Source organism: Roseovarius mucosus, from assembly GCF_002080415.1.
In the GTDB taxonomy this organism is placed as follows: Bacteria; Pseudomonadota; Alphaproteobacteria; order Rhodobacterales; family Rhodobacteraceae; genus Roseovarius; species Roseovarius mucosus_A.
Genome location: NZ_CP020474.1, coordinates 1,344,936 through 1,365,453, shown reverse-complemented (window position 1 = coordinate 1,365,453; position 20,518 = coordinate 1,344,936). Strand labels below are relative to the sequence as shown.

At 61.1% G+C, this 20,518-nt stretch carries 19 protein-coding genes; 12 read left to right on the top strand and 7 right to left on the bottom strand.

Annotation, left to right across the window (positions count from 1 at the left end):
* Positions 1-5 precede the first annotated feature (5 nt).
* Both ROSMUCSMR3_RS06685 and ROSMUCSMR3_RS06680 read right to left on the bottom strand, forming a co-directional pair.
* A complete protein-coding gene (locus tag ROSMUCSMR3_RS06685; RefSeq protein ID WP_081506834.1) occupies positions 6-1,313 on the bottom strand; it encodes an HlyD family type I secretion periplasmic adaptor subunit in 1,308 nt (435 codons plus the stop codon).
* Entirely contained in the window at positions 1,310-3,034 is a 1,725-nt protein-coding gene (locus tag ROSMUCSMR3_RS06680; protein WP_081508565.1) for a type I secretion system permease/ATPase, read from the bottom strand. The genes ROSMUCSMR3_RS06685 and ROSMUCSMR3_RS06680 overlap by 4 nt, the downstream gene beginning before the upstream one ends.
* 169 nt (positions 3,035-3,203) lie before the next feature.
* On the opposite strand from ROSMUCSMR3_RS06680, the gene ROSMUCSMR3_RS06675 reads away from it, so the two are divergent.
* Both ROSMUCSMR3_RS06675 and ROSMUCSMR3_RS06670 read left to right on the top strand, forming a co-directional pair.
* Positions 3,204-4,019, top strand: a complete 816-nt coding sequence (locus ROSMUCSMR3_RS06675; protein ID WP_081506833.1) for a VacJ family lipoprotein — start codon at positions 3,204-3,206, stop codon at positions 4,017-4,019.
* Positions 4,009-4,614: an MlaC/ttg2D family ABC transporter substrate-binding protein gene (locus ROSMUCSMR3_RS06670; protein ID WP_081506832.1), complete on the top strand. Its 606-nt coding sequence runs from the start codon at positions 4,009-4,011 to the stop codon at positions 4,612-4,614. Before ROSMUCSMR3_RS06675 ends, ROSMUCSMR3_RS06670 begins: the two co-directional genes overlap by 11 nt.
* A gap of 52 nt (positions 4,615-4,666) precedes the next feature.
* Here ROSMUCSMR3_RS06670 and ROSMUCSMR3_RS06665 read toward each other — a convergent pair whose 3' ends face one another.
* Positions 4,667-6,817: a transglycosylase domain-containing protein gene (locus tag ROSMUCSMR3_RS06665; protein ID WP_081506831.1), complete on the bottom strand. Its 2,151-nt coding sequence runs from the start codon at positions 6,815-6,817 to the stop codon at positions 4,667-4,669.
* A gap of 255 nt (positions 6,818-7,072) precedes the next feature.
* Between ROSMUCSMR3_RS06665 and ROSMUCSMR3_RS06660 the strand changes: the two genes are divergently transcribed.
* From ROSMUCSMR3_RS06660 to ROSMUCSMR3_RS06640, 5 genes are all read left to right on the top strand, one after another.
* On the top strand, positions 7,073-7,411 hold the full coding sequence (locus ROSMUCSMR3_RS06660) for a P-II family nitrogen regulator (protein WP_008279099.1): 339 nt from the start codon (positions 7,073-7,075) through the stop codon (positions 7,409-7,411).
* Between the two features lie 25 nt (positions 7,412-7,436).
* Positions 7,437-8,771 (top strand): ammonium transporter, encoded by a 1,335-nt coding sequence (locus ROSMUCSMR3_RS06655; protein WP_081506830.1) that lies wholly within the window; start codon positions 7,437-7,439, stop codon positions 8,769-8,771.
* Between the two features lie 125 nt (positions 8,772-8,896).
* Positions 8,897-10,732 (top strand): DNA mismatch repair endonuclease MutL, encoded by a 1,836-nt coding sequence (gene mutL / locus ROSMUCSMR3_RS06650; protein ID WP_081506829.1) that lies wholly within the window; start codon positions 8,897-8,899, stop codon positions 10,730-10,732.
* The gene (locus ROSMUCSMR3_RS06645) at positions 10,729-11,898 is read left to right on the top strand and encodes a DNA recombination protein RmuC (RefSeq protein ID WP_081506828.1); all 1,170 of its coding nucleotides are present in this window, start codon (positions 10,729-10,731) and stop codon (positions 11,896-11,898) included. Before mutL ends, ROSMUCSMR3_RS06645 begins: the two co-directional genes overlap by 4 nt.
* A gap of 79 nt (positions 11,899-11,977) precedes the next feature.
* Positions 11,978-12,790: an MBL fold metallo-hydrolase gene (locus tag ROSMUCSMR3_RS06640; protein ID WP_081506827.1), complete on the top strand. Its 813-nt coding sequence runs from the start codon at positions 11,978-11,980 to the stop codon at positions 12,788-12,790.
* Positions 12,791-12,853: 63 nt separating this feature from the next.
* On the opposite strand, the gene ROSMUCSMR3_RS06635 is transcribed toward ROSMUCSMR3_RS06640, so the two are convergent.
* From ROSMUCSMR3_RS06635 to ROSMUCSMR3_RS06620, 4 genes are all read right to left on the bottom strand, one after another.
* Positions 12,854-13,093: a hypothetical protein gene (locus tag ROSMUCSMR3_RS06635; protein ID WP_008279094.1), complete on the bottom strand. Its 240-nt coding sequence runs from the start codon at positions 13,091-13,093 to the stop codon at positions 12,854-12,856.
* Positions 13,094-13,365: 272 nt separating this feature from the next.
* On the bottom strand, positions 13,366-14,316 hold the full coding sequence (ispH, locus tag ROSMUCSMR3_RS06630; RefSeq protein WP_081506826.1) for a 4-hydroxy-3-methylbut-2-enyl diphosphate reductase: 951 nt from the start codon (positions 14,314-14,316) through the stop codon (positions 13,366-13,368).
* A 327-nt stretch (positions 14,317-14,643) separates the two neighbouring features.
* Entirely contained in the window at positions 14,644-15,096 is a 453-nt protein-coding gene (locus tag ROSMUCSMR3_RS06625) for a YqaA family protein (protein ID WP_081506825.1), read from the bottom strand.
* Positions 15,097-15,138: 42 nt separating this feature from the next.
* A complete protein-coding gene (locus ROSMUCSMR3_RS06620; RefSeq protein WP_008279091.1) occupies positions 15,139-15,711 on the bottom strand; it encodes an NYN domain-containing protein in 573 nt (190 codons plus the stop codon).
* A 146-nt stretch (positions 15,712-15,857) separates the two neighbouring features.
* On the opposite strand from ROSMUCSMR3_RS06620, the gene folK reads away from it, so the two are divergent.
* From folK to ROSMUCSMR3_RS06595, 5 genes are all read left to right on the top strand, one after another.
* Positions 15,858-16,424 (top strand): 2-amino-4-hydroxy-6-hydroxymethyldihydropteridine diphosphokinase, encoded by a 567-nt coding sequence (folK, locus tag ROSMUCSMR3_RS06615; protein WP_081506824.1) that lies wholly within the window; start codon positions 15,858-15,860, stop codon positions 16,422-16,424.
* 79 nt (positions 16,425-16,503) lie between these two features.
* The gene (rpoZ, locus tag ROSMUCSMR3_RS06610) at positions 16,504-16,857 is read left to right on the top strand and encodes a DNA-directed RNA polymerase subunit omega (protein ID WP_081506823.1); all 354 of its coding nucleotides are present in this window, start codon (positions 16,504-16,506) and stop codon (positions 16,855-16,857) included.
* 30 nt (positions 16,858-16,887) lie between these two features.
* Entirely contained in the window at positions 16,888-19,014 is a 2,127-nt protein-coding gene (locus tag ROSMUCSMR3_RS06605) for a RelA/SpoT family protein (protein WP_008279088.1), read from the top strand.
* Between the two features lie 23 nt (positions 19,015-19,037).
* Positions 19,038-19,718, top strand: coding sequence for a DUF2062 domain-containing protein (locus ROSMUCSMR3_RS06600; RefSeq protein WP_081506822.1), 681 nt, complete (start codon positions 19,038-19,040; stop codon positions 19,716-19,718).
* Positions 19,719-19,757: 39 nt separating this feature from the next.
* Positions 19,758-20,507 (top strand): pyridoxine 5'-phosphate synthase, encoded by a 750-nt coding sequence (locus tag ROSMUCSMR3_RS06595; RefSeq protein ID WP_081506821.1) that lies wholly within the window; start codon positions 19,758-19,760, stop codon positions 20,505-20,507.
* Positions 20,508-20,518 lie beyond the last annotated feature (11 nt).

Genomic DNA, 20,518 nt, shown 5'->3' with positions numbered 1-20,518 from the left:
ACGGGTTACTCGCGGAATGCCTTGGCCAGATAATCGGTGAAGGGTTTGACCAGATAAGCCAGCGGTGTGCGGTCGGCGGTGCGGATGAACGCTTCGACCGGCATGCCGGGGATAAGGGTGGTGCCCTCGGGCAAGCGGGCCTGCTCGCCTTCGCTCAGCACGATTTCGGCGCGGTAATAGCTGGCGCGCGTGGCCTCATCCTCGAAGGCATCGGCGGAAATCTGGGTGACGCGCCCAAAAAGTTCTGGCGTGGTGCGTTGATCGAGCGCAGAGAAGCGCAGCGTGACTTCCTGTCCGACAAAGAGTTTATCGACATGGATGCTGTCGACGCGGGCGTTGATCACCAGCGGGCGGTCCTGTGGCACGATGAAGAGCACCGGATCGGCGGGCCGGATGACCGAGCGTTGGGCAAAGACCTGGAGGTTATAGACCACGCCCGAGACTGGTGCGGGGATGTCGAGCCGCCCCATTTGTTCGATCAGGGCGCGGCGTTGTTCGCGCAATTCAAGCTCGCGGAACTGCAGATCCCGCAGGGTGGTGATCGCCTCTTCGCGCCGGTCTGTGCCCAGTTTGAGAATCGAGATTTCGATTTCGGTGATGCGGCCTTCGGCCTCGGCCTTTTGGGCGGCAAGATCGCCCATGGTGCCGCTGAGGCGCGCCTGTTCGCGTTGCAGCCCGAGCACGCGGGTCGCTTGCGCCAGCCCACGATCCAGCAGCGATTGTTGATCGGTCAGTTCCAGTTCGATCAGTTCAAGCTGGCGGGCAAGGGCCACTTGCTGGGCCTCGATGCCCTCGATCTGGTTGGAAATCTGGCCGCGCCGCTTGTCAAGTTGGTCAATCTCGGCGGCGACGGTCTGGGCGCGGGCCTCGAACAGGGTCTTTTGCCCGGTCATCAGATCGGCGGCGTCGGCGTTCTGCGCTGACAGTTCAATGAGGAGCGGATCGAATTTCAGGGCATCGCGCCCGTCGCGCTCGGCCTCTAGGCGGCCACGGCGGGCCATGAGTTCGGCAAGCTGGTTTTCGATGATCGAGAGTTCGGATTGCAACTCGTTGGGATCAAGCCGGACAAGCACCTGACCGGCGCTGACCTTGTCGCCCTCTTTGATCTCGATGGCGGAAACGACGCCACCGTCGGGGTGTTGGACGACCTGCCGATTTTGATCCACCTCTATGCGCCCCGGTGCGATAATCGCCCCGGAAATCTGGGTGAACGCGGCCCATGTCCCAAAACCGCCCACCAGCAGAACAAGGCCGATGAGACCGATGATCAGCGGCTTGCGCGCCGACCATGCGCTATCGTTCGGGGCGCTCATCGCACACCTCCGGGGCCAGTGGACTCGGTGACTTGTTGATGGTTCTGGAGCACATCCTTGAGCACTTTTTCACGCGGGCCAAAGGCGCGCATAACGCCGGCCTCAAGCATCAGCAGCATATCGCATTCCTTGATCGCGGCGGGACGGTGGGCAACCACGATCACGGCCTTGCCTTCGGCCTTGAAGCTGCGGATGGCGAGATTGACCGCTTCGCTGCCTTCATTATCGAGATTGGAATTGGGTTCATCCAGCACGAGGATCATGGGATCGCCATACATGGCGCGGGCAAGGCCGATGCGCTGCATCTGCCCGCCCGAGAGCCGCCCGCCGCTGGTGCTTACGCGGGTGTCATAGCCGTTGGGCAGTTTTAGGATCATCTCATGGGCGTCGGCCTTGCGCGCGGCGGCGACGATCTTGGCGGGGTCCGGCTGGGCGGCCAAGCGGGCGATGTTGTCGGCGATGGTGCCGTCAAAGAGCTGCACGCGCTGTGGCAGATAGCCGATCAACTCACCCAGCACATTGGGGGCGTATTGGTCGAGGGTTGCGCCATCGAGGCGGATCTTGCCGCCCGCAGGCCGCCAGACGCCGGTGATGGCGCGGGCGAGGGTGGATTTGCCCGCCCCGGAGGGGCCGATCACGCCCACGGCCTGACCCGGTTCGATCTTGAAACTGAGTGTTTTGAGCACGGCCTGGCTTTCACCCGGCGGGACCATGGTAAGTTGGCTCACTTCCAGCCGCGCCTTGGGGCGGGGCAGGGGCGTGCGCGGTTGTTCAGGGGGAACAGAGCCGAGGAGTTCCGCTAGGCTTTCCCAGCCTTTGGCGGCGCGTTGCACCAGCGCCCATTGGCCGATGGCCTGCTCGATGGGGGCAAGCGCGCGGCCCATAAGAATCGAGCCTGCGATCATGGCACCGGGCGTCAGCTCTCCGCGCAGCACGAGCCACGCGCCCAGACCCAGCATCGCCGATTGAAGAAGAAGGCGCAGCGCCTTGGTGGAGGTGGTGAAGGTGCCGCCCAGATCAGCGGCCTCGATCGCGGTCGAGAGGGCGCGGCCACGCGCGGCTTGCCAGCGATCAAAGGCCGCGTCGCGCATGCCCATGGCCTGAATCATCTCGGATTCGTTGCGTAATTGTTCGGAAATTGATTCGGCCTGAACGCTTGCGTTATTGGCCTGTCCGGTGGGTTTGCGGGTCACGACCTGATTGATCAGGGTGACAACAACCAAAAGCGCCCCCCCGGCAAGAGCGAGAATGCCAAGCCAAGGGTGAAACACCCAGATCGCGGCCAGAAAGAACGGGGCCCATGGCATGTCGAAAATCGCCAGAAGCACGGGCGATGTCATCAGCCGCTGGATTGATTCCAGATCGCGCAGGCCGGTGGCGGTGTTGGCATCGGGCTGGATGGCCGATTTGCGAATCACCGCGTCGAATACCCGCCGGTCCAGACGCGCCTGAAAGCGCGCGCCGACCCGCCCCATGATGCGGCCACGGGCATAATCGAGCAGGCCCATCATCGTATAGAGAAATAAAACCAGCACCGAGAGTGCGATCAGGGTTTCCACCGAGCGGCTGCTGAGGACGCGGTCATAGACCTGCAACATGTAGATTGGGCCGGTCAACATCAGAAGATTGGCGAAAAAGCTGAAGATGCCAACAAACCAGTAGAGACTACGGCTTTCGCGTCGGGCCGCGCGCAATTCTTGGCGGCCCGCTTCCAGTTTCATCTTGTCCAAATCTGTATTCCGTCTTTAGTGTTCAAGTCTTTAAGTGATCCAAAGCAATCCTGTCTTCCCTTACAGGGAATGTCACCATTCTGCCACAGCATTGTGAACATGGGGCGTAGGATGATGGGTTTGTTCGGGCTATAGTTTATGTAAGGCAGAGACTCGTTTAATGACGGATAAACCATTGCAGTTGCCATCTTTCCATATCTCGTCCGGTTCCGCGTTGCGGGTGATCGCCCTTACAGGTGTCGTCGCGCTAAGCGCCTGCGCGCGCCCTGATCCGTCAGAGGCCACGCGCGATGTTTTCGACCCGTATGAGTCGCAAAACCGTGGTGTGCATGAGTTCAACCGAGGGTTTGACCGTTCGCTCGTGCGGCCGGTGGCCAAGGGATATAGTGCGGCCATTCCCGACGATATCGAGACGGTCATCGGGCGGTTCTCGACCAACCTATCGCTGCCGAGTGATATCGTGAACAATGTCTTGCAGCTGAATATGCGTGGGGCGTTTCAGGACACCGCGCGTCTGGTTGTAAACACCACCTTTGGCCTTGGCGGTCTGTTCGATCCGGCCAGCGAAATGGGTATGGCCGCGGGCACCAATACCGACTTCGGCGAAACTTTGCACGTTTGGGGCGCGCGGGAAGGGGCCTATGTAGAACTGCCGGTCTTGGGCCCTTCGACAGAGCGGGATACCTGGGGCATTGCGGTTGATCTTTTCACCAACCCCTTGAGTTACATACTTGAATCGCCGGCTAATCTGGTTGGAACCGGGGCGGGTGTGGCCGCTGGCCTATCCAAGCGCGAGAAGTTCAGCGAGACGATTGACGCCATTCTTTACGAGAGTGCCGACAGCTATGCGCAGTCGCGCTCGATCTTCCTGCAAAACCGACGCTTCAAACTGGGCGGCACGGCTGATAGTGTCTATGACGACCCTTACGGTAGTCTTGAGCCGTCCACACCTTTGGAGGATCCCTATGCTGAGTGACATCAACCGCCGCCATTTCATGACCTCGGGTTTTGCCGTGACCGCGTTGGCTGCCCTGCCCCGCACCGGGTGGGCGCTCGATGATGCGCGCGCGCGGTCGCTGGTGGATGAGGTTGTGGTGAACATCAACCGCGTCATCGCATCGGGCAAGCCGATATCGGGCATGATCGCGGATTTCGAGCGTATTTTCAGCACCTATGCCGATGTGAATATCATTGCGCGGTCTACCCTTGGGGCGGATGCCAACCGGGTATCATCGGCGCAGATGCGTGCCTTTACCGAAGCGTTCCGGGGCTATATCGCGCGGAAATATGGCAAGCGGTTCAATGAATTCGCGGGGGGGCGCATCGAGGTGAACTCGGTCAAGCCGGTGAAATCGTGGCACGAGGTGAAATCCACGGCCTATCTTCGCGGGCAATCGCCGTTCGAGGTGAGTTTCCTTGTGTCAGACCGCTCGGGCAAGGATCTGTTTTTCGATATGATCATCGAGGGCATCAGCCTGCGGCTGAGCGAGCGCACCGAGATTGGCGCGATGCTGGATCGCCGCAATGGCGATGTGAACGCGCTGATTGCGGATCTCAAGCAAGCGGGCTGAGGCGTTTTACATTTTGGTTCGTCGTGAACGGCGCCCTGTTTGGGCGCCGTTTTCAGTTGCCGCCAAAGATGCTGCGCAGGATGTTTTCGATCGGATTGTCGCTGGCCACCGGCGCGCGGCGTTGCTGGTCCTGCGGGGCTGGCGCGGGTGCCGGGGCGGGGCGGGGTTGTGGGCGCAGCATCGGCAGGGGTTTGGGATCAATGCCCTCATGCACGCGCATCATGGTTTCCTGCCAGATTTCAGCCGGAAGACCGCCACCGGTGACGCCGCTGAGCGGGGTGTTGTCATCATAGCCCATCCAGACCCCGGCCACATAATCGGCGGTAAAACCCAAAAACCAAGCATCGCGGGCGGCCTGTGTGGTGCCGGTTTTGCCAGCAGCCTCGCGGCCCGGCAGGCGGGCGCGACCGCCGGTGCCACCTTCGATCACCTTGGTCATCATGTAGATGAGTTCCTGCGCGGCACTTTCCTGAATGACGCGCTCGCCGATGCCACCGCCGGTGCCCATCAAGGGCTCGTTCTCGCCCAAGAGCTTCAGTTCGACTAGGCCATAGGGCGTGACAGAGGAGCCGCCGTTGAGAATGCCCGCATAAGCGCCTGTCATTTCCAGAAGCGTGCTTTCAGAGGCCCCAAGCGCCAAGGCCGGGCCTGCGGCCAAATCGCTGTCGATGCCAAAATCGCTGGCCACTTTGCGCACGAGGTCACGCCCGACACTCTCGGAGATTTTGACCGCCGGGATGTTGAGGGATTGCGCGAGCGCCTCGGTCAGCGACACGCGACCTTTGTAGTCGCGGGTGTAGTTTTCCGGGCACCAGCGGCCAGAGCCGGGGATATTGAGGCAGTAGGGTTCGTCCACGACAACTGAATCGTAGCTGTAGCCAAGTTCCACGGCCGTGGCGTAGACGAAGGGCTTGAAGGCTGATCCGGTCTGGCGTTTGGCCTGTGTGGCGCGGTTGAAGGCACCCACCACCTTGGTTTTGCGCCCGCCCACCATGCCACGCACCGCACCATCGGCGGACATGACGACAATCGCGGCCTGCGCCTTGGAACCTTCGCGCACTTTTTCGTCAAAGATATAGGTCAGCGCCTCTTCGGCAGCGGTTTGCACGCGTTGATCCAAGGTGGTGCGGATGATCACGTCTTCGGTGGTGTCGCGGGTGAAAAACTCGGGCCCCGACGCCATGACCCAATCGGCGAAATAGCCGCCTGCCTGCCGTTCGGCGGCCTCGGAGAGTTCGGCAGGGTTGGCGAGGGCCAAGGCCGCCTCTTGATCGCTAAGATAGCCTTGACGGCGCATCAGGCCCACCACGACCGAGGCACGGTTGCGCGAGCGTTCGAGATTTGCGGTCGGTGCGAGGGTCGAGGGTGCTGTCAAAAGCCCTGCAATCATCGCGCCCTCGGCGGGGTTGAGCGTGGCGGCGGACTTGCCGAAATAGCGTTGGGCTGCGGCCTCGGCCCCATAGGCCCCGCCGCCCAGATAGGCGCGGTTGAGATAGACCGAGAGGATCTGATTCTTGGTGTATTTTACCTCCATCGCCAGGGCGTAGACTGCCTCGCGGGCTTTGCGCGAGAGAGAGGAGCGGCGACAGTCGGCGATGTATTCGGCCTCACTCTTCCATTCGCTGGCATTATAGGCATTGCCAAAGCAGAGCAGTTTCGCGGTCTGCTGCGTGATGGTCGAGCCGCCGTTGCCCTGCAACGGGCCGCGCCCCTCGTTCAGGTTGATGCGGATGGCGCTGGCAATACCGATGGGGTCAACGCCGGGATGCAGATAAAATCGGCGGTCCTCGGTGGCGATCACGGCATTCTTGAGATGCGGGCTGACGGTTTCGGCGGTGACGATGCCACCAAACTGATCGCCGCGCCAGGCAAAGACCTCTCCGTCGTGATCCAGCAGGGTGACAGAGCCCTTGGCGCGGCCATCCATCAGGGTCTGGAATTCGGGTAGGCTGGTGTAGGTGATGGCCACCATCACGCCCACGACCACAGTGACCACGGCCGTTACCCGCCAGGTAATCCACCAGAGCACGCCGAATATCCAGCGCAGCAGCCCGCCGACCAACCGCACGACCACGTTATTGGAGCGCGCACGGGCGCGACGCGGCGTGCTTTTGGCCTTGCGCGCGGGTTTTGGTTTGGACGGCGCCTTGGCGCTGCGCTTGGGGGCCGCCAGAGGCGGTTTTTTCGGTCCTGTCGTGCTCATTACTGCCCTGCTCGGCCTTGTGTGTTTGGGACAGTTTATAATGCGGGATCGCAAAAGTAGAGACCCCGCGCGCGCGGATCGTGATTTCCGATGTGCGTAAAAAATACGCAAATTAATATTTCAGCACAAATTTTAAGCATATGGGGTGAATTTAGGCGGCGGATTCCTGCCTTGACCCTTCCAGACTCTGCCATCTGCGCCTTTTCTGCATGTGCAAACAACGCGCTGAGACACCGCAAACCGAAAGGGGCAGACGTGAAACTCATCATTGCAACGATAAAGCCGTTTAAGCTGGAAGAGGTCCGCGAGGCGCTGACCGACATCGGCGTACGCGGCATGATGGTGACAGAGATCAAGGGCTTTGGCTCGCAATCCGGCCACACGGAAATCTATCGCGGTGCGGAATACGCCGTGAATTTCGTGCCCAAGATCAAGCTGGAAATCGCGGTTTCTGCCGCGATGGCCGATCAGGTGGTCGAGACCATCACCAAGACCGCCCGCACCGGAAAGATCGGTGACGGCAAGATCTTCGTGCTCGACATCCAGCAAGCCGTGCGCGTGCGCACCGGCGAAACCAACGATGACGCGCTTTGAGCGCGCAGGGGAAAGGATAAACACAATGAATTCCATGCTAAAACTCGGCCTTGCCGCAACGCTGATTGCGCTGCCGCAGATGGGGCTGACCCAAGAGGCGGCGGCTGAGGCCGTGCCCAGCTTTGATGAAATCGGCCCCTATATCATGACGACGCTGCTGTTCTGCATGGCGGGCTTTTTGGTGTTCTTCATGGCGGCGGGTTTTGCCATGCTCGAAGGCGGGCTGGTGCGGTCCAAGAACGTCACGATGCAGATGACCAAGAACATCGTCCTCTATTCCTTTGCAACGATCATGTATTGGCTGGTCGGCTTTAACCTGATGTATCCCGGCGATGGCTGGCTGGTGGCCGGTTGGGTCGGGCCGTTCTTTGCCATGACCGAGCTGGACCCGGTAGGGGTTGCGGCGGCGGATGCGGCGCTTGATTATGCCTCGATCGGTTCTGACTTCTTCTTCCAACTGGTGTTTGTCGCCGCCACAGCGTCGATCGTGTCGGGCGCACTGGCGGAGCGGATCAAGCTTTGGCCTTTCCTTGTGTTTGTCATCGTGCTGACCGGGTTCATGTATCCGATTTCCGGGTCCTGGCAGTGGGGCGGCGGCTGGTTGTCTGAGGCTGGGTTCTCTGACTTTGCTGGCTCGACCGTTGTGCATTCCGTGGGTGGCTGGGCTGCTCTGGCGGGGGCGATCATCCTTGGGCCGCGTCTTGGCAAATATGGCAAAGATGGCAAGGTCACGCCGATGCCGGGTTCGAACCTTGCGCTTGCCACTTTGGGCACATTCATCCTGTGGCTGGGTTGGTTCGGCTTTAACGGTGGTTCGCAATTGGCGATGGGCACTGTGGGCGATGTTTCGGACGTGTCGCGGATCTTTGCCAATACCAATATGGCGGCGGCTGCGGGTTCGATTGCTGCGCTGATCCTGACCCAAGTGCTCTACAAAAAGCCTGACCTGACCATGGTTCTCAACGGCGCATTGGCGGGTCTGGTGTCGATCACCGCAGAGCCGCTTGCACCGAGCCTGTTCGGCGCACTTTGGATCGGGGCTGTTGGCGGTGTGATCGTGGTCTTGGCCGTGCCCATGCTTGACAAGTTCAAGATCGACGATGTGGTTGGTGCCATCCCGGTTCACTTGCTCGCCGGTATCTGGGGCACGCTTGCCGTGGTCTTCTATGGCGAGGCCAGCCTCGGCACGCAGCTTCTGGGGATCTTTGCCTACGGTGCCTTTACCTTTACCGTCAGCATCGTGATCTGGCTGATCATCAAGGGCACCATGGGTCTGCGGGTCGATCAAGAGACCGAGATCAACGGGCTCGACATGGCGGAAATGGGCATGGAAGCCTATCCTGAATTCTCCAAGAGCTGATCCTTCTCCTTCCTGACAGATCTTGAGAGAGCTTGCCCGGGCGTTCGCGCCCGGGCTTTTTATTCTGTGCGGGGTTTGATGCCCTCTCTGGCAGAATCGTGGCGATCTGTGCTAAGTCTAGCGGTATGAACAGCCACAACCCCAAGATACGCGCAGACCGCCCCCAAATTCGTCAGTTGGACGAGGGGGCGATCAATCGCATTGCGGCGGGAGAGGTGGTGGAGCGGCCTGCCTCGGCGGTCAAGGAATTGGTGGAAAACGCGCTTGATGCCGGGGCCACCCGGATTGAAGTGAGCTATGCCGATGGGGGCAAGACGCTGATCCGCGTCAGCGATGATGGCTGTGGCATGACGCCGGATGAGTTGCCACTGGCGCTTGCGCGGCATGCCACGTCCAAGATCGACGGCTCGGACCTTTTGAATATTCATTCCTTTGGGTTTCGTGGCGAGGCGTTGCCGTCCTTGGGGGCGGTCGGGCGGCTGACGATTGTGTCGCGTGCGGGTGCAGAGGCGGCTGAGATGACCGTTGCCGGTGGGCAGATGGGGGCAGTCAAACCCGCCGCGTTGAACAGTGGCACGGTGGTGACGCTGCGTGATCTGTTTTACGCCACGCCCGCGCGGCTTAAGTTCATGCGCTCGGACCGGGCAGAGGCGCAGGCGATTGCCGATACGGTCAAGCGGTTGGCGATGGCGGAGCCGTTTGTGGGGTTCACCCTGCGCGATGTGTCTGGCGGGGGCGAAGGGCGGATCGTGTTTCGTGCCGATCCTGAAAGTGGCGATTTGTTTGACGCGCTGCATGGGCGATTGGCGCGGGTTCTGGGGGCGGAGTTCGCCGAAAATGCGCTGAAGATTGATGCCACGCGCGAGGGGCTGCGCCTGACCGGCTATGCCGCGCTGCCCACTTATGCGCGGGGATCAGCCGTGGCGCAGTATCTTTTTGTCAATGGCCGCCCAGTGCGGGACAAGATGCTTTATGGCGCGCTGCGTGCTGCCTATCAGGATGTGCTCAGCCGGGACCGGCACCCGGCTGCGGCGCTGTTGCTGGGCTGTGATCCCACGCTGGTTGATGTGAACGTGCATCCGGCGAAATCCGAGGTGCGGTTTCGTGATCCGGGGCTGGCGCGGGGGCTGATCGTATCGGGGCTGCGGCATGCCTTGGCGGAGGCGGGGCATCGGGCGTCAACCACGGTGGCGGGGGCCACCTTGGGCGCGTTTCGGGCGGAACCGGCGGGGCGCATCTATCAGATGGACCGCCCGTCGCCGCAGGCACGCAGCCTGGCCTATCAGGCACAAGCGGCCGGTTTTGCCGATATGGGCGCGGATTGGAGCGCGCGGGTTGAGAGCGCGCCAGAGCCGGAGGTAGAGGAACAGCCCGCCACGGCGTTGCCGCTTGGGGCCGCGCGGGCGCAGGTGCATGAGAATTACATCATCGCCCAGACCGAGACCGGCATGGTCATTGTCGATCAGCACGCCGCCCATGAGCGTCTGGTGTATGAGCGGCTGAAACGCCAGATGGCCGAGAGCGGGATCGCGGCGCAAGCGCTGCTGATCCCTGAGATTGTCGATCTTTCCGAAGCCGATTGCGCGTTGTTGATGGACCATGCCGAAGAGTTGGCCGGGATGGGGCTGGGGATCGAACCGTTTGGGTCGGGCAGCCTTGCGGTGCGCGAAACCCCAGCCATTCTGGGGCCTGTCAACGCCAAGGCGCTTTTGCGCGATATCTTGGACGAGTTGCAGGATCAGGGCGCAAGCGGCACGTTGAAATTGCGGATCGACGCGATCCTCAGCCGCGTGGCCTGTCATGGCTCGGTCCGGTCAGGTCGCCGGATGAGCGCGGATGAGATGAACGCCCTTTTGCGCGAGATGGAGCGCACGCCGATGTCGGGGCAGTGCAACCACGGGCGGCCGACCTATGTGGAATTGCGGCTATCGGATATTGAACGGCTGTTCGGGCGCACATGATCCAGATTGGCGGTCAGACCTATGCGTTTGACGATCCCGCCGTTCTGGCAGTGGTGATCGGCGCGGCGGTGTTGCTGCTGATCCTTCTGCTGCTCATCCTTGCGCTGCGCGCCGCCAATCGGTCGGCGCGGCTGGCAGAGCCGCTCGCCTATCAGATGGGGCAATTGGGGCAGCGGGTGCAGGGGCTGTCGGATGGGCAGCATCAGCTTGCCGGTGGCCTAAACCATGTGTCCGAGGCGCAGGCGGCGGCGCAATCGCATCTGTTGCAACTGATGGAAAAGCGGTTGGCGCAGGTAAGCCATGCCATGACCGAGAACCTGCAAGGCACCTCGCGGCGCACGGCGCAATCGCTTGGGGAATTGCAGCAGCGCCTGCAAGCCATCGACAAGGCGCAGGACAATATCACCAAGCTGTCGGGTGATGTGCTGTCGTTGCAGGATATCCTGTCAAACAAGCAGACGCGGGGGGCGTTTGGGGAAATCCAGCTGACGGATATTGTCACCAAGGCGCTGCCGTCGGACAGTTACACGTTGCAAGCGACGCTGTCGAACGGGCGGCGGGCGGATTGTCTTATTCATCTGCCCAATCCACCGGGGCCAATTTGCATTGACAGTAAATTCCCGTTGGAGGCCTATGAGGCGCTGCGCCGGGCCAAGACAGACGGGGAATTGGCCGAGGCGGCGCGGGGTATGCGCACGGCGGTGCGCAAGCATATCAAGGATATTTCCGAGAAATACATCCTTGAGGGCGAGACCGCCGATGGCGCGCTGATGTTCCTGCCCTCTGAGGCGGTCTATGCCGAGTTGCACGCCAATTTCCCCGAGGTGGTGCGCGATGGCTTTGCCGCGCGGGTTTGGATCGTGTCACCCACAACCTGCATGGCCACGCTCAACACCATGCGCGCAATCCTCAAGGATGCGCGCATGCGCGAGCAGGCGGGGGCAATCCGGCGGGAACTAGGCCTTTTGTTCGCGGATGTGGAGCGGTTGGGCGCACGGGTTGAAAACCTGGACCGGCATTTCACTCTGGCGGCCAAGGATGTGGCGGAAATCCGGATTTCGGCAGACAAGGCGGGACGGCGGGCGCGACGGCTGGATAACTTCGATTTCGAGGAACTGGCCCCCGAAACCGATCCGGCCATCGTGCCGCTGGTCAAGGGCAGCTAAGGGGCTTTCGCTCTGGTTCTGCAAGGTGACGTCGCGGCAAACCGTGCTATTTTGCTCAAGACCAAGAGGAGGGCTGCTGATGATCCGACTTGTCTTGTTCGTTTTGATGCTGGCCGCGCCTGCCACCGCGCAGGATCGTAGGCCAAGCCATTGTATTGCGCTTGCCGATGCGACGCCGGGGATGGAATACCTGCACCGGGCCAGTTTTCGCGCACCGCTGCCCGAGTATACCGTGCGGCTGCGCTATATCGCGCATGCGTCCTTTCTCATTCAGGCGGGCGGATACAATGCCGTGACAGATTTCACCGGCTTTATCGGCAGCGCCAATCTGATCCCCGATGTTGTCACGATGAACCACGCGCATGAGACGCATTGGACCGCCTTTCCCGATCCGGCAATCCCGCATGTGCTGCGCGGTTGGGGGGAATATGGCGTGGGGGCCGATCATCACCTTGATCTGGGCGGGCTGGTGGTGCGCAATGTGCCCACCGATATCCGGTCGGGCGGCGGGGTGGAGCAGAATGGCAATTCGATTTTCGTCTTTGAGGCTGAGGGGCTGTGCATCGCCCATCTGGGGCATTTGCATCACGAGCCGTCGGACGATCAATATGCCGCTCTTGGCCGGATGGATGTGGTGATGGCCCCCGTTGATGGCGGGTTTACCATGAATATCGAGAATATGATGAACGTGCTCAGGCGGGTGAAGGCGTCGATCGTGCTGCCGATGCACTGGTTTGGCGATAGCACGCTGGAGCGGTTTCTGGCGGGGATGGAAGGCGAATTTGCCATTTCCCGCCCCGGTGTGAGCGAGATTGAGGTCTCTTTGCGCAGCCTGCCAGACCGGCCTACCATCGTGGTGCTGCGGCCTGCGTGGCTGCGGGATAACGAGTGACGGGCCGGTCGGGCGGTAGCAGACGGTGGCAGGATCTTTTGCTGCGCAGTCAGGCGATCAAGATCACTCCTCTGTGGGCGGATTTTGCACCCTGTTGACCACCCAAAAGAAGATACCTGCAAAAACGCCAAGGACACCCCAAGTGATCCCGTTGGCGATAGCAAAGCGTGCGGTTTCGCCAAATGAGATGCCATCTGAGGACAGATTGATCAGGATGTAGAGGAGCGGTGCTGCAAAAAGGCCGAATCCAGCGCCACCGGCGGCCCCCAGAATGGCCCAAGTCATATAAGAGTTCGTGGTCATGCGCGTTTCCTGTGTCTCGGTTTCGGTTTTCCGCCGTTGGCGGCGTGGTCTAAGTCGACAAACCCGTTCCCGCCGACTCCCGTGAGCGCAAGATGCCTGCACAGGCGGCTGGTTTCATAAAGCGCGGGAAGGCTGTGGATTTATCGTGTGTCCTGCCGGTGAGATAAGTCACCGAGACACGATATCAATAATTTAACAGGCACCGGGCCGGTTCAATTTCTATGCATGCGGCGGGAGCTGTGGGTATTCGGCAGCTTTCCTGCCAGCCCGCATCAGGCCGGCACGCGCAGCACCCGTGGCACCTTGAATTCGACGTTTTCCTGGGCGGTTTCCACCTGTTCGACGGTCACGTCATAGCGCGCGCGGAAGGCGTCGATGACCTCGTTCACCAGCACTTCGGGGGCAGAGGCCCCGGCGGTGATGCCGATACTGCGGATACCGCCCAACGCCCGCCAGTCGATGTCGGTGGCGCGTTGCACAAGCTGGGAATAGGCGCAGCCCGCGCGCGCGCCGACCTCGACCAGACGTTTGGAGTTTGACGAATTGGGGGCACCCACGACGAGCATGGCTTCGGCCTTTTCGGCCATGGCCTTGACCGCCTCTTGGCGGTTGGTGGTGGCGTAGCAGATGTCTTCTTTGTGCGGGCCGACAATGGCCGGAAACCGGGCCTGAAGGGCGGCAACCACCTCGGCGGTATCGTCGACCGAAAGGGTGGTTTGGGTGACAAAGGCGAGGCGGGCAGGATCGCGGACGTCGAGCGTGGCCACATCGGTGGGGGTTTCGACCAAGAGCACTTCGCCTGTCGGCAATTGCCCCATGGTGCCCACGGTTTCGGGATGGCCCGCGTGGCCGATCATCACGATTTGCAGCCCGTTGTCATGGTGGCGTTCCGCCTCGATATGTACTTTGCTGACCAGCGGGCAGGTGGCATCGACATAGAGCATTTGGCGGGCGGCGGCCTCTGCCGGGACGGATTTGGGCACGCCATGGGCGGAAAAGATCACCGGCCGGTCGGTGGGGCACTCATCCAGTTCTTCGACGAAAACCGCCCCCTTGGCGCGCAGGTCATCGACCACGAATTTATTGTGCACAATCTCGTGGCGCACATAGACCGGCGCCCCCCATTTCGCGAGCGCCATCTCTACGATCTTGATGGCGCGGTCCACACCGGCGCAAAAGCCGCGCGGGGCGGCGAGGTAGAGGGTAAGGGGGGGCTTTGTCATCGCGGATCTCCTGCTTGGGGACAGAGGTAAGGCAGGTGGGCGCGCGCGTAAAGGGCGGGGTGGGAAATAGCGGCGTCGGAGGTGTGGTGGTAGGGAATTACAAGCCGGATCTCTTGTCTATGACCCGCGCGAATAGCACCGAAGGTGCCGCGCGGATCGCTGGGCCGTCTGGCGGCCTAGCGATTTTGAGAGGGCGCGGATCGCTGATGGGTCACACGGATTTTGCTGGCATAAAGTGGCAACCACGACTGTTGCTTCGCTAGTCCCCGGCCAAGCATTCCGCGCGGTCCTGTTCTTGCTGCACGCGACAGTAAAGTCACCGCCCCCTCAGCCCATCGCCTGTGCCGTGATCCAGGCCAACACGATATAGCGCCCGGTTTTGGCAATCGTGACCAGCACGAGAAAGAGCCAGACCGGCGTGCGCAGAACCCCGGCGATCACGGTAAAGGCGTCGCCCAGAGGTGCCCAACTGAGCAGCAAGGTCCAGACCCCCCAACGGGCATACCAGCGTTCGGCCCGCGCCATTTGCGCTGCATTGGCGGGAAACCAGCGGCGGTGACGAAACCGCTCGATGCCGCGCCCCATGACATAGTTGACCACGGCCCCCAGCGTGTTGCCGATGCTGGCCACCACGACGAGCGCGGTCAAGGATAGGGTGCCCGCCAGTTGCAGGCCGACAAACACCACTTCGGATTGAAAGGGCAGGATGGTCGCCGCGCCGAATGCAGCCGCGAAAAGCCCGGCCATTTGCGCAAAAACGCCCGGATCACCCATGCTCATGCAGGGGTGATCCGGGCGCTGATGTGGTGCCTAACGGGTAGGTCACTCGGTCTCGGCATAGGCCTCTTGGCGGTCGTTCTGGATGTCGCGCGGCGGTCGGCCGATAACATCCTTGAGATCTGCCAATTCGATGAAATTGTCCGCTTGGCGGCGCAAATCGTCCGAGATCATCGGCGGCTGGCTCCGGATGGTCGAGACCACGGAAACACGCACGCCCTGACGTTGCAGACTTTCGACCAAGGGTCGGAAATCGCCATCGCCGGAGAACAGCACAACATGATCAACACGCGGTGCGAGTTCCATCGCATCCACCGTCAGCTCGATATCCATGTTGCCCTTGACCTTGCGACGGCCTTGGCTGTCAGTGTATTCCTTGGCCGGTTTCGTGACCATGGAGTAGCCATTGTAATGCAACCAATCGACCAAAGGGCGGATCGGTGAATACTCGTCATTTTCCAACAGTGCAGTATAGTAAAAAGCGCGCAGCAACTTGCCACGGCGCATGAACTCGGATCTCAGCAACTTGTAGTCGATGTCGAACCCAAGCGCCTTACCGGCGGCATAGAGATTCGATCCGTCTATGAACAAGGCTAAACGCTCGTCCTTGTAAAACATCTTAAATGTCCTTCCGAATGGTCATGTCTTGCCTGGGAGTGTGTGAGTGGTGTGAGTGGTGAAGGCAGGACAGAGTAACAGCGATAATTAGGGGTTTAGAATTCTGCATGCAAGGGCATGTTACGTCAGGATAAGATAGGGGAGCGATGACTTTGGATCAACAATGCTTGATCGCGATGGGTGGAAACTTGCCGTTCGGTGCGTCGCGCCCCGAGGCGACCCTCACCGAGGCCCTTGTGCGATTGCGCGAAGAGGGGGTCGAAATTCTCGGTGTGAGTCGGTTTTTTCGCACACCGGCCTTTCCCGCCGGGGCGGGTCCGGATTTTGTGAATGCGGCGGCGGTGCTGCGTGTTGCGCAAGAGCCAGAGGCGTTGCTTGCGCTTTTGCACCGGGTTGAGGCGGCCTTTGGTCGCAGGCGCGAGACGCGGTGGGGGCAACGGACGCTGGACCTCGACCTGATCGCGGTGGGGGGGCGTGTGCTGCCTGATCTTGCGGGGTTCGAGGCGTGGCAAAGGCTGACGCCCGATGAGCAGCAAAGCCGCGCGCCCGACCAGCTGATCCTGCCGCATCCGCGCCTGCACGAGCGCGCTTTCGTCTTGGTGCCGCTTGCGGATGTCGCCCCGGACTGGGTGCATCCCGTGCTGGGGCGGTCGGTGCAACAGATGCTGGACGACCTGCCACAAGCCGCGCGCGACGAGGTCGAGGTGCTTTGATTCTCTGCTTGTAAATCCCGGTTTGACACCCTAAATACAAGGCTTCTTGAAATCTGCCCTAACCCGTCCCGGAGGTCTGATGGCCCGCGTTACCACAGAAGATTGCGTTGACAAGGTTCCGAACCGTTTTGATCTGGTGATGCTTGCCGCACACCGCGCCCGCGAAATTGCGGCGGGATCGCCTTTGACGGTGGACCGTGACAACGACAAGAACCCCGTTGTGGCACTGCGTGAAATCGCAGAGGAAACGCAGGCGGCGGATGATCTGCGCGAGCGGCTGATCGAGTCGAATCAGACTCAGATCGAAGTCGATGAGCCGGAAGAAGATTCCATGGCCCTGTTGATGGGCGGCGATGTGGACAAGCCTGACACCGACGACATGTCGGAAGAAAAGCTGCTGCGCGCCCTGATGGAAGCACAGGGTCAGGGGTAACTCCGGCCCCTACGGCAAGGCGCGACCCCGATGATCGCCGTTGACGACCTGATCACGCTGGTGCGCCACTATAATCCCCGCACGGACGAGGCGTTGATACGCGCGGCCTATGATTTTGGCCGTGCCATGCACGAAGGGCAGTTTCGCCATTCGGGCGAGCCCTATTTTACCCATCCCGTTGCCGTGGCCGCCATCCTGACAGAGCAGCGGCTGGACGATGCGACAATCATCACCGCCCTCTTGCATGACACGATCGAGGATACCAAAGCCTCGTATCAGATCGTGTCAGACAAGTTTGGCCGCGAGGTGGCTGATCTGGTGGATGGCGTCACCAAGTTGACCAATCTGCAACTGTCGAACTCCGAAACCAAGCAGGCCGAGAACTTTCGCAAGCTGTTCATGGCGATGTCCAAGGATTTGCGGGTCATTCTGGTCAAGCTGGCCGACCGTCTGCACAATATGCGCACCATCAAGGCGATGCGCCCTGAGAAACAGGCGCAAAAGGCGCGCGAGACCATGGATATTTATGGTCCGCTGGCGGGGCGCATGGGTATGCAATGGATGCGCGAAGAGCTGGAGGATCTGGCCTTTCGCGTGCTCAACCCCGAGGCACGTGCCAGTATTATCCGTCGCTTTATCACCCTGCAACGCGAGACCGGCGATGTGGTCGAGCGGATCACCGGCGACATGCGGCACGAATTGGACAAGGCGGGCATTGAGGCGGATGTGTTTGGCCGCGCCAAAAAACCCTATTCGATCTGGCGCAAGATGCAGGAAAAGGAGATGGGGTTTTCGCGGCTGTCGGATATTTACGGCTTTCGCGTGATAACCCGGTCTGAAAATGATTGCTACCGTGCGCTTGGGGCTATTCACCAACGCTGGCGCGCGGTGCCGGGGCGGTTCAAGGACTATATCAGCCAACCCAAATCGAACGGCTATCGGTCGATTCACACCACCGTTTCGGGGCGTGACGGCAAGCGGGTCGAGGTGCAGATCCGCACGCAGGCCATGCATGACGTGGCCGAAACCGGCGTGGCTGCGCATTGGTCCTATCGCGATGGGGTGCGGTCTGAGAATCCCTTTGCCGTCGATCCGGCCAAGTGGATTTCGAGCGTCAGCGAGCAGTTCGACGCCGAGGAGGATCACGAGGATTTTCTCGAAGCGGTCAAGCTCGAGATGTATGCGGACCAAGTGTTCTGCTTTACCCCCAAGGGCGATGTGATCAAACTTCCGCGTGGGGCCACGCCGATTGATTTTGCCTATGCCATTCACACCCGGATTGGTCATGCCTGTGTCGGGGCCAAGGTGGACGGGATGCGCGTGCCGCTCTGGACGCGGGTCAAGAATGGCCAATCGGTCGAGGTGATTACCGCCGACGGGCAGACGCCACAGGCAACATGGCTTGATATTGCCACCACCGGCAAGGCCCGCGCCGCCATCCGGCGGGCTCTGCGCGAGCTGGACCGTGATCGCTATATCAAGCTGGGGCGGGAATTGGCGCGTTCGGCGTTCGAGCATGTGGGCAAGAAGGCCACCGACAAAGCCTTGGAGGCTGCGGCGCGCACGCTGCGTCTGCGGGATGCCGATGAGGTGCGCGCGCGTTTGGGCAGTGCCGAGTTGACCGCGCATCAAGTGTTGCATGCCGTTTACCCGGATCTCATGCCTGAGGCGGGCAATGAGGTGACGCGCGACCGCGCGGTGATCGGTCTGGGCGCGGATCAGAGTTTTGAGCGGGCCCGCTGCTGTCAGCCGTTGCCGGGCGAGCGTATCGTGGGCATCACCTATCGCGGGCGGGGCGTGGTGATCCATGCCATCGACTGTGAAACCCTGTCGCAATACGATCAGCAGCCTGACCGTTGGATGGACCTGCATTGGCACACTGGCACGCATCCGGCGGCCTATGATGTGACGCTGGATCTGACCATTGGCAACGATGCCGGGGTTCTGGGGCGGATTTGCACCTTGATCGGCGAGCAGAAGGCCAATATCTCGGACCTGACATTCGTGGACCGGAAACCGGATTTCTATCGTCTTTTGATTGATGTCGAGTTGCGCGATGCCGAGCATTTGCACGGTGTGCTCTCGGCGCTTGATGCGGAAAGCGATGTCGCCGCTGTCGAGCGCTATCGAGATCCGTCCCGCGTGGGGGCGGGCTGACATCAACCCGAGGAGCCGCGCAGGTGGTATTCAGACGTCGTGACAGACGCCCCTGGTGGAAGGTTATTGCCGGGTTTCTCTGGCCCAAGGGCGGGTGGGGGCGGGCGTTCAGCTATGTCCGGCATCGCCTGAACCGTTTGCCCGATCCGCCCGACCGCATCGCGCGCGGTATTTTCGCTGGTGTCTTCACGACCTTTACTCCGTTTTATGGCTTTCATTTCATCGTGGCGGCCACGCTGGCGTGGATTGTGCGCGGCAATATTCCGGCGGCCCTGTTGGGCACATTCTTTGGCAATCCGCTCACATATGTGCCCATCGGGGTGGTGTCACTTCAGACCGGGCACGCGATGCTGGGGCGCAGCACCTTGGCCGAGGATGAGATCAGCCGCTCGCTCGGGGGAAAGTTTCTGGATGCCGGGGATGACCTGAAGAACAACTTTCTGGCAATCTTCATGGATCACAAGGCGGATTGGAGCGGTCTGAAGCTCTTTTATGACGATGTGTTCTTTCCCTATATGATCGGGGGGATTGTGCCGGGGATCGTTACGGCGCTTGCGGCCTATTACATCAGCCTGCCGGTGATCACCGCCTATCAGCACCGCCGCAAAGGCGCGCTCAAGGCCAAGTGGGTGGCGATGAAGGAAAAGAAGGCGGCCAAGGAAAAACAGGCGCACAAGGCTGACGAGGCGGGAAAACCGGACTAGGTTACGCCTCGAGTCGCGGATCAATCACGGGAGAAGCCGATGTCGGCAGGAAAGAAGCTACGCCTAGGCGTCAATATCGACCATGTGGCAACGGTGCGGAACGCGCGTGGTGGGGCCTATCCGGATCCCCTGCGCGCGGCGAGGATTGCGCAAGAGGCGGGGGCTGATGGCATCACCGCCCATCTGCGCGAGGATCGACGCCATATCTCGGACGCGGATATCGACGGGCTGATGGAGGTGCTGACGGTGCCACTCAATTTCGAGATGGCCGCGACCGACGAGATGCAGCGGATTGCCCTGCGCCACAAACCGCATGCCGTCTGCATCGTGCCGGAAAAGCGCGAGGAACGCACCACCGAGGGCGGGCTGGAAGTGGCGCGCGAGGAAAACCGGCTGGCGCATTTCATAGCGCCACTGCGCGAGGCAGGGTGCCGCGTGTCGATCTTTATCGCCGCTGACAAAAGGCAGATCGAGGCGGCGCATCGCATCGGGGCCGAGGTGATCGAATTGCACACCGGCGCCTATTGCGATGCCCATGCCGAGGGGCATTTCGACGCCCGCGACCGCGAGTTGGAGAGCCTGCGCGAGATGACGGCCTATGCCCATTCTCTGGGGCTAGAGGTGCATGCGGGGCATGGATTGAACTATGAAACGGTCAAGCCGGTCGCGGCCTTTCCCGAGGTGATGGAGCTCAACATCGGGCATTTCCTGATTGGCGAGTCGATCTTTCGCGGATTGGGTCCGGCCATCGCAGAGATGCGTCGGCTGATGGACGAGGCGCGGGGGTGACGGTGCGCGGG